9 protein-coding genes are annotated in these 13,310 nt (G+C 70.3%); 2 read left to right on the top strand and 7 right to left on the bottom strand.

What is annotated here, in order from left to right; genetic code table 11:
- The first annotated feature begins 223 nt into the window (after positions 1-223).
- Both SLW55_RS18235 and SLW55_RS18230 read left to right on the top strand, forming a co-directional pair.
- Complete coding sequence (locus SLW55_RS18235; RefSeq protein ID WP_320745518.1) at positions 224-1,327, top strand: alpha/beta hydrolase; 1,104 nt, start codon at positions 224-226, stop codon at positions 1,325-1,327.
- Positions 1,328-1,629: 302 nt separating this feature from the next.
- Entirely contained in the window at positions 1,630-3,129 is a 1,500-nt protein-coding gene (locus SLW55_RS18230) for a carboxylesterase family protein (RefSeq protein WP_320745537.1), read from the top strand.
- 183 nt (positions 3,130-3,312) lie between these two features.
- On the opposite strand, the gene SLW55_RS18225 is transcribed toward SLW55_RS18230, so the two are convergent.
- The 7 genes from SLW55_RS18225 to SLW55_RS18195 form a co-directional block, all read right to left on the bottom strand.
- Positions 3,313-4,488: a GGDEF domain-containing protein gene (locus tag SLW55_RS18225; RefSeq protein ID WP_320745517.1), complete on the bottom strand. Its 1,176-nt coding sequence runs from the start codon at positions 4,486-4,488 to the stop codon at positions 3,313-3,315.
- A gap of 203 nt (positions 4,489-4,691) precedes the next feature.
- Positions 4,692-6,239 (bottom strand): PepSY-associated TM helix domain-containing protein, encoded by a 1,548-nt coding sequence (locus tag SLW55_RS18220; protein ID WP_320745516.1) that lies wholly within the window; start codon positions 6,237-6,239, stop codon positions 4,692-4,694.
- Positions 6,236-6,508, bottom strand: a complete 273-nt coding sequence (locus SLW55_RS18215; RefSeq protein ID WP_017916978.1) for a hypothetical protein — start codon at positions 6,506-6,508, stop codon at positions 6,236-6,238. Before SLW55_RS18215 ends, SLW55_RS18220 begins: the two co-directional genes overlap by 4 nt.
- Complete coding sequence (locus SLW55_RS18210; protein WP_267103381.1) at positions 6,498-6,788, bottom strand: hypothetical protein; 291 nt, start codon at positions 6,786-6,788, stop codon at positions 6,498-6,500. The genes SLW55_RS18215 and SLW55_RS18210 overlap by 11 nt, the downstream gene beginning before the upstream one ends.
- Positions 6,788-9,043, bottom strand: coding sequence for a TonB-dependent receptor (locus tag SLW55_RS18205; RefSeq protein ID WP_320745515.1), 2,256 nt, complete (start codon positions 9,041-9,043; stop codon positions 6,788-6,790). The genes SLW55_RS18210 and SLW55_RS18205 overlap by 1 nt, the downstream gene beginning before the upstream one ends.
- 856 nt (positions 9,044-9,899) lie before the next feature.
- Positions 9,900-12,278, bottom strand: coding sequence for a TonB-dependent receptor (locus SLW55_RS18200; RefSeq protein WP_320745514.1), 2,379 nt, complete (start codon positions 12,276-12,278; stop codon positions 9,900-9,902).
- A gap of 332 nt (positions 12,279-12,610) precedes the next feature.
- Positions 12,611-13,240: a DUF3828 domain-containing protein gene (locus tag SLW55_RS18195; RefSeq protein ID WP_295965215.1), complete on the bottom strand. Its 630-nt coding sequence runs from the start codon at positions 13,238-13,240 to the stop codon at positions 12,611-12,613.
- Between the last annotated feature and the right edge of the window lie 70 nt (positions 13,241-13,310).

The following is a 13,310-nucleotide window of genomic DNA, read 5'->3' as shown; positions in this document are numbered from 1 at the left end:
TGCGCCGCGCATCGACAGCGCGTTGCGCCGTTGTATATGGTAAACCGGTGTCATTGGCAATGTGCGGTGCGGCAAAAGGCCGGGAATCGGGAATCGGCAACAGCAACAGCAACAGCAACAGCGATACAGCGCCATGCGTTGGCGCAGGCGGCGCGCACACTTGGGCCATCGTGCCCTGGGCCACGCGCCGCGGGTTTCTTCCATCCACGACGAGATCTCGATGATGTCGGCCCGACTCCTCGCCACCCGCGTACGTCCCGCCGAACCACTGTCCCCATCCTGCGGCAGGCGCCGGCCCCGCTCCGGCATCGCCCTGCTGGCGGCGCTGTGCCTGTTGCTGGGCGCCCTCGGCCCGGCGGCAGCGGCCGAGCGGCCGGCCAGCGAGAGCGCCGCCGAGGTGGCGGCTCGGCTGCCGCTGTGGCCCGGTCCGGCACCGGGGTCGACGGCCGGCTCCGAGCAAGCGCATCTGGTCGAGCGCAGCGACGACCCGGCCCTGCCCGATCGCGCGCTCAGCGGCCGTTACCAGCCCTACATGGTGGTGTACCGGCCGAAGCACCCGAACGGCAGCGCGCTGCTGGTGGCGCCCGGCGGCGGCTATGCACGCGTGGTGCTGGACAAGGAATGCACGGCATTGGTGTCGATCTTCGCCGAACAGGCCGGCATCACCCTGTTCGTGCTGCGTTACCGGCTTCCCGACGCAGCGGTCGACGGCGCCGCCGCGCGCGACCAGCCGCTGGCCGATGCGCAGCGCGCGCTGCGCCTGATCCGCGCGCATGCCGCCGACTACGGGGTGGATCCGCAGCGCATCGGCGCGATCGGCTTCTCCGCCGGCGGCCACGTCGCCGCCAGCCTCGGCACCCGCTACGACGACGTGGTGTATCCGGCGCGCGATGCGATCGACCGGGTCAGCGCGCGGCCGGATTTCCTGTTGCTGCTGTACCCGGTCATCGACATGGGTAGCGGCACCGCGGCGCACACCGGCTCGCGGCTGCGGCTGCTGGGCCGCCATCCGGACGCGGCAACCATGGCCGCCTACTCGCTGCAGAACCGGGTGCATGCCGGCATGCCGCCGACCTTCCTGGTGCACGCGCAGGACGATTCGGTAGTGCCGGAGGAGAACAGCCTGCTGTTCTACCAGGCGCTGCGCCAGGCCGGGGTGCCGGCCGAGCTGCACCTGTTCGCGCACGGCGGCCATGGCTTCGGCACCCGCGGCATCGCCGGCCTGCCGCTGGCGGCATGGCCGCAGCTGGCGCTGGGCTGGATGCGCAGCGTGCAGGACGATCCCCGCGCCCGCGCGCCGATCCCGCCACCGGCGGGCACGCCGTGAGCCTGCCCATGAACGGTCTCTCCACCACGCGGCGGCGCCCGCCTCGCCCGTCCCACGCACGCCGCCGGACCGCCGGCCGTCGCAAACACGGCCACGCCGCCACACCTCTCGCGTCCCCGATCGCCTAGCCAGGACACCGTCCACGCATGACCGCCCGCCCTCGCTTGCCTGCCCCGCTCCTCACCGTGCCCGACGCAGCCGCCCCCGACGACCACGGCCGCCGCCGCTTCCTGCGCGACGGCGCGCTCGGCGCGCTGGCCTTGAGCGGCGCGCTGCCCGGTCTGGCGCCGGCCTCGGTGCCGATGCCGGCGGCGCCGCTGGCGCACACCCGCAGCGGCCGCATCCGTGGCGTGCGCGAGCAGGGCGTGTGCGTGTTCAAAGGCATTCCCTACGGCGCCGACACCGCGCCGCGGCGCTTCCAGCCGGCGCTACAGGAACGGCCCTGGCACGGTGTGCGCGACTGCGGCGCCTATGGTGCGTTGGCGCCGCAGCGCGGGTCCGAGCCGGTCAGCGAGGACTGCCTGTTCCTCAACGTCTGGACCCCGGGCCTGCGCGACGGTGCGAAGCGTCCGATCCTGTTCTACCTCCACGGCGGCGCCTACAACAACGGCTCCGGCAGCGACCCGCTGTACGACGGCGTGCGCCTGTGCCAGCGCGGCGACGTGGTGGTGGTCAGCGTCAATCACCGCCTCAACGCGTTCGGCTATCTGTACCTGGCGCCGTTCGGAGGTGAGGCCTATGCCGCCTCCGGCAACGTCGGCCAGCTCGACCTGGTACAGGCGCTGCAGTGGGTGCGCGCGCACGCGGCCGAGTTCGGCGGCGATGCCGGCAACGTCACCGTGTTCGGCCAGTCCGGCGGCGGCGCCAAGATCGCCACGCTGATGGCGATGCCGGCGGCGCAGAGCCTGTTCCACCGCGCCTGGACCATGAGCGGGCAGCAGGTCACCGCCGCCGGGCCACGTGCCGCCGGCCAGCGCGCGCAGTTGCTGCTGCAAGCCCTGCAGTTGGAACCATCGCAACTGAACGCGCTGCGCACGCTGCCGCTGCAGCGCGTGCTCGAGGCCACGCGCATCCGCGATCCATCGCGCGCGGAGGACACCGCGCTGTACCTGGGCCCGGTGCTTGATGCGCAGGTGCTGCACCGGCATCCGTTCTGGCCGGACGCGCCGCCGCAGTCGGCGCGCATCCCGATGGTGATCGGCAACACCCACGACGAGACCCGCGCCTTCCTCGGCCACGATCCGGCCAACTTCGCGCTGACCTGGGACGCGCTGCCGGACAAGCTGGCGCAGGAGCAGTACGTGGACCTGTCGCCGCAGGTGGTGATCGCCGAGTACCGACGGCTGTATCCGCACTACACACCGAGCGAGGTGTTCTTCGCCGCCACCACCGCCGGCCGCTCCTGGCGTGGCGCGGTCGAGGAAGCCGAGGCGCGCGCGCGGCAGGGCGCACCGACCTGGGTCTACCAACTGGACTGGGGTTCGCCACTGGACGGCGGCAAGTTCGGCGCCTTCCACACCCTGGACATCCCGCTGGTGTTCGACAACATCCGCCAGCCCGGGTCGCGCACCGGCGACGGCGCCGGCGCGCAGCGCATGGCCGATGCGATGAGCGCAGCGCTGCTGGCCTTCGCCCGCCACGGCGACCCCAACCACGCCGGCCTGCCCCGCTGGGAACCGTATTCGCTGGCCCAGCGCGAAACCCTGCTGTTCGACACCGACAGCCGCCTGGCGCACGACCCGCGTGGAGGCGAACGCCGGCTCTATGCGCAGGTGCCGTTCGTGCAGCGAGGGACGTTCTGAGGCGGTGCCACGATCGCCGCGCGCGGCGCGCGTGGCCGTGACGAAACACCCGTGCGCGCCTGTCGAAAGCAGAGGCGCGCTTCCCGGGTCGGTTGGGGTGCTGCGGCGGGACTGAAGTCCCTCCCACAGTGGCGGCGGCTGCGGCGGCGTCGGTCGCGAGGGCTGGTGCGCCGGATCACCGCGCTACCAACCGGTGTCCTCGGCCAGCACCACGCGGTTGCCGACGGCGCGCGCGGAATCCAGCAATGCCTCGGCCCGTTGCATCAGCGTGGCCGGCGTGTCCTCGGGCGTGGCCAGCAGCGCACCGACGCTGACCGTCAGCGCCTGTGCATCCGCCGCATCCTGCGCGATTGCCATCACCTCGACCATGTCGCGCAGCGCCGGCGCCACCTGGCGCAGGTGCGCGCCGCTGGCGTCGTACAGCACCAGGGCGAAGCGGTCGGCACCGATGCGCATGGCCACATCGAGCGGCCGCAGCAGACATTGCATGGCCTCGGCCACCTCCAACACCGCGCGGTCGGCGGCCCCGGCGCCGCTGCGCTGGTTCAGTGCGGCGAAGCCGTCGAGTTCGACCAGGATCAGCGCCAGCCCGCGCTGCAGGCGCCCGCGCTCGGCCAGCGCCACCGCCAGGTGTTCGTCGAAGCGGCGGCGGTCGCCCAGGCCGGTGAGCGCGTCGCGCAAGGCCTCGTCGTCGCGTACCCGCCGCTGCAGGAAGCCTTCGCGGCGCGAGTGTTCGCGCAGGTAGCCGCCGGCCGCACCGACCGGCACCGCGGTCCACAGCAGCCACTGCAGGCGCAGGTAGGCATCGTGCGCTGCTCCGTCCAACAGCAGGTGGCCGGCCACGGCGCTGATCGCGCACAGCAGCAGCGCCACCGCCACGCTCTGCCACAACGCCATGCCCAACGGGAAGAAGCCGGCCACGATCACCAGGGTCATCACCGCCGCCGCATAGCGCAGTTCCTGCGGCGGGTAGCCGATGCTCGACAGCACCAGCCCGGTGCCGCCGACCAGCAGCAACAGCGCGGCATGGCCGGGGCCGTGCGTGTCGGCGCGATGGATCGCCGCCGCCACCCACAGCAACGCCAGCAGGGTCGCCACGCGCACCGCCACCGCATAGCCGAGCAGGCCGCCGCCGCGCCAGCCGAAATGCACCGCGTCCCAGCCCAGCAGCAGCAGCGCGATCAACACGCCCAGCGAGGCCGCCACGCGCTGCGCGAAGCCCAGCGTGGCGGCGGTGTAGTGGCGGTACGCCCGTTCCAGCGGAGGATCGAAACGCAGCGCGGCGAATCCCTTGCGCAATTGCGCCGCGTAGGCCTCGCCCGGCGGTGCGTCGTGTGGCTCCTGGTAACGCTCGTGCATGCAGTCCCCTGTCGACGGCAACGCGGCGCGAAGTGCGGATCAGGTCACATCAGATCGTGTCACCCGATTCGGTTTCGCGCGGACGCTGCGGTGCCCACGTCGAGACCATGAAAAAGCACCGGCGCGTGATTGTCCACTTTTGGGACGATCGGTTGCGTGACAGCAGCGCCCTGCCGCGCCGCCTTGGCACGGCAGGGCGCGCGTCAGCGCGGCGGCGGGAACGCCCACACGCTGTGTGGATCGCCGCCCTGCCCTCGGCGATACGCGGCGCGCGCCATCTGCCAGTAGGCCCAGGCCAGCGCCAGCGCGCAGGCGTCGATGGCCAGCAGCGTCCCGCTGCTCCACGGCGCCACCCAGCCGGCGGCGCCGCGCAACCCGGCCAGCGGCACCAGCACGGTCAGCACCGCACAGGCCAGCAGCAGTTCGTAGGCGCCGCGGGCGGTCGGCCGCAGCAGCGCCCATGCCACGCCGAGCGCGAACACGGCGTAGTACGCGCCGCGTTCCATCCCCGGCGGCAGCAGGCGCGCGGCCACGAACAGCGCCGATACCCCGGCCACGCAGCCCAGGCAGACGCCGGTGGTCAGCCGCGCCATGACGTGGGTGCGCAACGGCTGCGCGACCTGGCGGCGCTTGCGCCGCGCTTCCACCCACAGCAGGTTGCCGCTGTAGAACAGGAACGCGCCGCCGAGCCCGAGCAGGAAGTACAGCCACTGCAGCGGCCAGCGCCCGTAGTCGCCGAAGTGCAGGGTCTGCAGGCCGCGCAGCGCGGCCACACCCGGCGACATGGTCTGCGGCGACAGCACCCGCAACACCTGGCCGTCGGCCGCGCGCAGCGCCACGCCGCCGAGCGTGTTGAGCCGGCGCTGCTCCTGGTGGCCGTACAGCTCCACCTGCGCGTTGGCGTCGCCGGCATCGTGGAAGGACAGGCTCTCCGGCACGAAACCGGGATTGGCCGCGCGTGCCCGCTTCACAAGCTCGGCCACCGGCAGCATCGGCGCAGGCACGTGCGCGGGCTGCACGTGCGGCGCCAGTTCGAAGTCCGGCTGCAGCACCTGCATCAGCTTGTCGTCGAACACCAGGTACTGGAACGGCGCCAGCAGCAGCACGCCGAGGGTCAGCACCGCGCCGGACCAGGCGAAGATCACGTGGAACGGCAGCGACAGCATGCCGATGGCGTTGTGCGCGTCCTGCCACAGGCGCTTGACGTTGCGGCCGCGGCGCAGCGCGAACAGGTCCTTGAGCAGCACCGGCGCGTACAGCACCACGCCGCTGACCAGGGCCACCCCGTACAGCAGGCAGACCACGCCGAACAGGTAGGTGCCGAAGGTGCGCGGCAGCCCGGCAGTGAAGTGCAGGTCGTACAGGAACGCGACGAAGCCGCTGCGCTGCGGCAGCTGCACCGGCTGCCCGTCGGCACCGGGCTGGAACTGCACCATGCCGCCGAAGGCCTGCTCCGCAGCCGGCCCGAACGCGAACAACTGCGGCTGCGTGCGGCCCTCGCCGGGCAGCATCAGCGTGTACGACTCGGCCAGCGCCGGATGCCGTGCCAGCACCGCATCGGCCAGCGCCTGCGCGGCCTGCTCCGGCGGCAACGCCGGGGCCTGCACCGCGGCCGGGCGCGGCCACTGCTCCAGGTCGTGGGTAAACACGTTGATCGCCCCGGCGTAGAAGGCGATGAACAAGGCCATGCCGGCGAGCAGGCCCATCCAGCTGTGCGCCGACAGGAACTGGCGCAGGGTCGCGGCCTTCATGCGCTCACCTGCACGAGGTGGGTGGCCTTGAGCAGGTAAAGCGCCACGTAGCACAGTGCGGTCGCAGCGCCCAGCCACAGCCACGCGCGCGCGCCGCTGCGAAACACGAAAGCCAGCGACATGGCGCCGACCCACAGCGGGAACACCAGCAACAGCCACGGCAGCGTGTGCACCTGCAGGTCGCCCGGCCACAGCAGCACGCACAAGCCGATGACGCCCACCGCCAGCGGCAGGCCCAGCACGATCGCCGCCAGCCACCTAGCCCACATCGCCAGCCCCTTGGTGCAATTGCCGCCACGCATCCAGATACGGCAGGGCCACCGCCGCGAGCATCGTCGCGCTCAGCGCGGCGAACACGCCGGCCCACACGCCCAGCGCCGAAATCGCCGCACCCAATGCGGCCACGCACAGCAGCGTGCCGGCCACGCGCAGCGCGCGCGCGTGCCGGCGCCAGGCCGGACGCAGCCGCTGGTGCGCGGTGGCCAGGTAGAAGGCCAGCGCCGCCAGCGCGGCGGCGAGCAGATAACCGGCGGTGGCAAAGGCGAGCATCACCAGCGCGCCTCGAAGCCGATGCCGACCACGCGCGGCGCGCCCAGGATCGCGACCGGATCGGTGGCCCAGCGGTACTGCACGTAGTGGCGGTCGAGAAGGTTGTTGGCGAAGATCCACGCGCTCCAGTCCAGGTTTTCGTAGCCGAACTTGGCGTTGACCACGGTGCGCGAGGCCAGCTGCACGGCGCCGGCGCCGATGTCGGTGTACACGCGGTCGCGGAAGCTGGCGTTGAGGTTGGCCAGCCAGCCCTCGGCGAAGCGCCAGTTGGCGCCCAGCGCCGCGGTCCAGTGCGGCGCGTAGGCGAACTCGCGGCCGGCGTAGTCGATCACCGAGGCGCCGGCGATGGTGGCGAAGCTGTCGTAGCGGGTGCGCGCATAGCCCAGCGAGCCGTACCAGTCGAACGCCTCGTTGGGGCGGTGGCTGGCCTCCAGCTCGGCCCCGTACAGATGCGCGCGGCCGGCGTTGACGGTGTTGAAGTCGAAGCTGTTGAGGCCGAAGTAGGCGGTGGTCTGCTTGTCCTTCCAGTCGATGTAGTAGGCGTTGGCGTTGAGGGTCAGGCGCCGGTCCAGCCACTGCGAGCGCAGCGCGGCTTCGTAGTTCCAGGTGTATTCCGGATCGTAGGGGAAAGCCTGGCTGCGCGCCGAGTTGAAGCTGGAGCCGCCGGAGCGGTAGCCGCGCTGCACCACCAGGCTGGTCGACAGGTCCGGGTTCCAGTCGTAGCGCATGCCGAGCTTGGGCAGCAGCGCGTCGAAGTCGCGCGTGTTCCAGGCCACCTCGCCGTTGGCCGAGCGCACGATGCCGGCCACGCCCTGGTTGATCGCGACGATGGCCCGATACAACGCGGTGCCGCTGGCGGCGAAGGCGGCCGGGTCGGGATAGCGGCCGGCGAAGGCCGCGGTGGTGTCGGAGGCCATGGCGTAGCGCTGGCGGTCGTAGCGCAGCCCACCGAGCAGCGAGAACCCGCTGCCCATCTGCCATTGGCCGTCGGCGAACAGCGCGCGGTTGCTGGAGCGGGTCGGGCTGGCGCTGACGTAGTCGACCGGAATCACCGGCAGCGCCTGCGCGTAGCGGGTGGCGATCGCGCTGGCGGTGGCGGCCGGGAAGCCGGCGCTGCGCAGCAGCCCGGCGATGGTGGTGGTCGGCGTGGCGACGTTGTTCAGCAGTTGCGCGTCGTTGTCTTCCACGTGCCGCGCCCAGTACGCGCCGAGCAGGCCCTGCACCGCGGTGCCGGCGTAGTGCAGGCGCAATTCCTGCGAGGCGGTGGTGTCGTCGAGCTGGCGCCGCGCGTAGCCGGCGTTGTCCGGGCCATGGTCCATGTCCCACAGGCTGGACGAGGTGACCTTGTTCCAGGCGCTGACCGAGGACAGCGACCAGGCGTCGGAGAGCACGTAATCGGCCTGCAGGGTGACGATGTCGCTGTCGCTGCGGGTGCGGTCCGGGGTGTTGTTGGTGGCGTAGCGGTGCTCGAGGTAATCGGGCAGGTCGGTGCGCACGTAGGTGTACATGTACGGGCCGGTGCGGTGCGAGCGGGTGTAGCCCAGTTGCACCTTCAGCCCGGCGATCGCCGACGGCGTCCACAGCAGCTTGCCGCGGTAGATCGCCGAGACCTGCGCGTCGTCGGCGGCCTGTCGGGTGAGGTTCCAGGTGTAGCCGTCGAAGCTGCGCTGCTCCACCGAGGCGCGGAACGCCAGTTCGTCGGCCACGATCGGCCCGCCGACCGCGCCGGCCACGCTGCGGTCGGACGGATCGGAGGCCAGCACCCGCAGCTTGCCCTGCCAGTCCATGGTCGGCTCGGCGGTGCGCAGGACGATCGCGCCGGCCAGGGCGTTCTCGCCCTGCAGGGTGGACTGCGGGCCGCGCAGGATTTCCACCTGCTGCAGGTCCCACAGGCTCAGCGGCGCCCAGCTGATCGCCTTCCACGGCAGGGCGGCGCCGTCCAGGTAGATGGTAGCCAGCGGCGCATCGCTGCCGCCGTCGATGTTGCGGATGCCGCGGATGCTGAAGCCGGCATCGCCGTAGGTCTGGGCCATGTTGGCGGTGCGGTTGAACACCTCGTAGGCGCTCTGCAGGTTCTCCTGCTCGATGCGCGCTTCGGTGGTGACGGCGACCGAGCTGGTGGTGTCCTGCACGCTGCGGCCGCTTTTCTCGCCGGTGACGACGATCTGGTCGAGGGTGGTGGGATCAGGAGGCGGCGCGGCATCGGCGCTGGCAGCGCGCGTTGGCGGCGCCCAGCTCAGCAAGACGGATACCACGCATAAGGACAACACGGACCGCGCGACGCGCATACACCACTTCCCCCGAAAGACTCACGGTTGAAGGCATGGCGGCGGCTGTGCCTGGCTGCCGGACGCGGCAGCGCTGGGCGCGGACTTTAGCAGAGCGGGGGCGGGGCTGCCATGGGATTTGGGATGGGTAGCAGGTTTGCTCGGGGGTCTTGGGAGCGTAGGAGCCGCTCCTACGGGTGGGCATCGCCAACGTATGCGTCACGCGCAGACACGTGTTGTGGGAGGGACTTCAGTCCCGACGCCGTGACCGGCGGCTGCCGCGATGCAGGGGGCCATCGTCCCAGGGGCATAGCGAGGCTGGCGCGTCGCGCGTCGCGGCTGAAGCCGCTCGCTACTACGGTTCTTCTCATCCAACAGTAAAGCTTGAAGCAACAGCAAAGGCTTTCGCCTGGCGGCGAGTTACTTTTCTTTGCTCGCGCAAAGAAAAGGTAACCAAAAGAAAGCGCGCCCTGCCTACGCGCCCTCCGCGCTGCGCGCTCCGGGTCCGCGGATGCACCGGGGATTCGCGGAAGGGGCATCCTGCCCCTGCCGCGAACGGCGCACGTCCCTGTGCGCCGCCCCTTCGGGGTTTTTCCCCGGTCCATCCGCCGCTTCGGAAGGGAACCCGGCAAGGCAAAAGCAAGAGCCAACGCCAAGCAACAGCACGACAACAGCACGACAACAGCACGACAACAGCACGACAACAGCAACAGCAAGGCTATCGCCATGGCTACAGTTACCGGCTATTTACTGCTGCGAAAACGTAAACGGGCGGGAGGACTGTCGCCCTCCCGCCCGCTGGTGCCGGCAGGTGCTGCCGGCGTGGTGCTACGACGTGCTGCGATCAGTGCCAGTGCAGGTTGAACGAGACGCCGACGATGCGCGGTTCGTTGTACACGGCCGCCATGTAGTTCTCGATCACGCCCTTGAGGTTCTTCTCGTTGGTGATGTTGCGGGCGAAAGCGGCCACTTCCCATGCGCCGTAGTCGCCGGTGTAACCCAGCTTGAGGCCGCCCTCGAAGTTGCCGTTGGAGGTGAACTCGGTGGAGTCGTACAGCACGAAGCTGGTGTAGCCCTGCTTGTTCCAGTCGGTGGCGACGAAAAAGGCGCCGCCGTCGTTGACCGGGATGTCGTAGCGCGCGGCCAGGTTGACGTTGTACTTGGGCGCGTTCGGCAGCGGGTTGCCGTCGATCTGGGCGAAGGTGTTGTTGCCGATGCGGATGGTCGGGTCCTTCACCGTGCACACCACCACGCCGTTCAGGCCGCACACCTGCGCATACACGCGTTTGTCCTGGATCTCGCTGTGCAGCAGGCTCAGGCCCGCGGTCAGCGACAGATTGGGGATCGGGCGCCAGTCAAGGTCCGCCTCCATGCCGTAGGCCTTGGCCTTGTCGGCGTTGAACAGCACGCCGTTGCCGTTGGAGTCGTTGCCGTTGAGCTGGATGTCGTCGACGGTGTAGGTGAAGCCGGTGACGTTCAGGCGCAGGCGGTTGTCGAACAGGTTGCTCTTGATGCCGGCTTCCCACGACAGGATGGTTTCCGAGTCGGCCGTGGTGAAGTCGGAATTGAACACCGCCGAACGGCCCTGGATGGTCGGGCCACGGAAGCCGCGCGCGACCTTCGCATACACGTTGACGTTCGGGTTGATCTCATACATCGCGCTCAGGTCCCAGCTCGGCTGGGTGTCGGCCAGGCGCACGTCGCGGCGGCCCTTGTAGGTGACCACGCCGGACGCGGTGTCGGCGGTCTTGAGCAGCTTGGTCTCCTTGCTGTCGCGGGTCTGGCGCACGCCGGCGGTCAGGGTCAACGCGTCGGTGACCTTGTAGGTCAGCTGGCCGAAGCCGGCCCAGGAGGTGTTGCTGTTGTGCAGGCGCACCCAGTTGTTGGGATTGCGCGCAGCGGTCTGCAGGAAATAGGCGCGCTGGTAGAAGTCGGTGGTGTCCTTGCCGTCGAAGTAGAACGCGCCGGCCTGCCACTGCAGCGGGGCGTCGCCTTCGCTGGCCAGGCGCAGTTCCTGGGTGTACTGGTCCAGGTCGCGCACCTGGCCCATCGACTGGCCGTAGCCGTTGGGTACGCCGTTGACCGGGAAGTTGGCCGCGGCGCCGCCGTCGGTGTCGCCGCGGCTGTAGCCGGAGGTGGTCTCGTAGGCGCTGATCGAGGTCAGCGAGACGCCGCCGAAGTCGTAGATCGCCTTCAGCGAGGCGCCGTGGGTCTTGTACGCCTGCGGGTTGTCGTGGGCTTCGTCGTAGGCCACCTGGTCGCGCGGCACGTCGACCTTGTTCGAGCCCTTGCGCAGCGCGCCGCGCAGGAACAGGGTGGAGGTGCCGTCGTAGTCGCGGGTATGGAACGAACCCAGCAGGGAGAAGTTTTCGCTCGGCTTCAGCAGCAGCTGCAGGCGCGCGTTGCGGTCGTCGTAGCCGCCCATCGCGTCCTTCTTCGGGGTGACCGTGCCGTCGGCGCTGGGGCCGGTGTAGGTGTTGTCCACCCAGTCGTCGCGGTGCTGGTACAGCGTGGACACGCGGAACGACAGCACGTCGTTGATCGGGCCGCCGATGCCGCCGTCCACCGAGACGGTGTTGTAGCTGCCATAGCTGGCGGTGACGCGGCCGGTGTAGTCGTCGCTGGGCTTGATGCTGTCGAACTTGACGATGCCGGCGGTGGTGTTGCGGCCGAACAGCGAGCCCTGCGGGCCGCGCAGCACTTCCACCTGATCCACGTCGTAGACCGGGTTGGACTTCAGCACCACGTGCTCCAGCACCACGTCGTCCTGGATGATCGACACCGGCTGCGAGGCGCCGAGGTAGAAGTCGATGTTGCCCAGGCCGCGGATGTAGAAGCGCGGGAAGATGCGGCCGGTGGTGGTTTCGGCGTAGAAGCTGGGCACGCGGCCGGACAGCGCCAGCAGGGTGTCGTCGCCGCCGGCGGTGAAGTCGCGCATCGCCTCGCCCTGCACCACGCCCACCGATACCGGCACGTCCTGCAGGTTCTGCTCGCGGTGCTCGGCGGTGACGATGATGGTGTCCAGCGAGGTCGCCGCATCGCCAGTACCGGCGGCGTTGGCCGGGCGGGTCTCGCTGCCGGCCAGCGACGGCGCGCTGTCCTGCGCGGCGGCGGCGGCGGCGACCGAGGCCAGCACCAGGACGGCGCAGGCCTGCGCCAGACGGGTACGGGCCGGCGCGGCGCGCGCGGTCAGCGGCCGCGGGGAGAGATGGGGATGCAGCATGTCGGATCCTTGTGAGCGCGCAAAATCGAGTCCGTTCGGCTTGCGCAGCAGCCCGCGACGGCATGCGCCAGACTGTGGCGCAGCGCGGCACGATATGTCGTCTGTGTTGCACCGCCATTGCAATGACGGCGCGGCGGCCACGGCGCGACGATGCGTGACCGCATCACGTCACGCCAGGTGCGTGCCGTGGACATGCCTGGGTCTGCACACGCTGCCCGATCGCCCGAGCGGGTCCGCACTTCACCGCATGTTGCAGACAGCGAGGCCAAGGTCGAACGCGGTGCGGCGACCGAACTCATCCACCGCGCCTTCCCTCGTCTGCGTCGTTGCCATCAAGGCGCGCAGCGCTGCGCGGCGAATGCGGCCAGGCGCTGGGTGAGCGTGCCTTCCTGCCACGCGATGTCGAGGATCACCCAGCGATCGTCCTGGCGACCGAGCACCAACGTATCCGTCCACTGCTGGTCATCGATGGCCAGACGGGCGCGCACCTGCGCGGTGTCGCCGGCGACTTGCGCGGTCGTCGAGACCAGCGCCGTCGGTTGGTCCGGCCACAGGAAGAATGGGCTCTGGTCGAGCATGTGCGGCTTGACGTCTGCAGGCACAAGTTTGGCGCAGGCTGCCTCGTAGGCGCGCTGCGCCTCCAGCGCCGCGAACAGTTCCCGCCCAAGCAGATGCCGCACCTGCGCAACGTCGCCATCGGCGTGCTTGGGCGCGATCGCCCAGGCATAGAACGTCTGGACCGTGCGCGCCGGCGACTCGCCCGCGATGGCGGCGAACGCGCTCAGCCACAGACTTATCGCACACAGAACGCGCATTCCCCTCATGGACCGTTGCCACCTCGGGCCGCCAGATGCGGCATGGCGATCCTCGACCAGTGGCTGCGCGGCGTCAATGCGAGCGCTGCCTCGTGCGCCAGCGGCCGGCGTGGCCGCAGCAACCAGATGCCTAGGAACAGGAGACATCCGATTTCACCGGAACTCCAACCACGTAGAGCGGCTTCAGCCGCGACAGGCTTTCCCGGGAATGCCCGTT

Source organism: Xanthomonas sp. LF06-19, assembly GCF_034105425.1.
Taxonomy (GTDB): domain Bacteria; phylum Pseudomonadota; class Gammaproteobacteria; order Xanthomonadales; family Xanthomonadaceae; genus Xanthomonas_A; species Xanthomonas_A sontii.
This window is presented reverse-complemented; position numbering and strand designations above follow the sequence as displayed.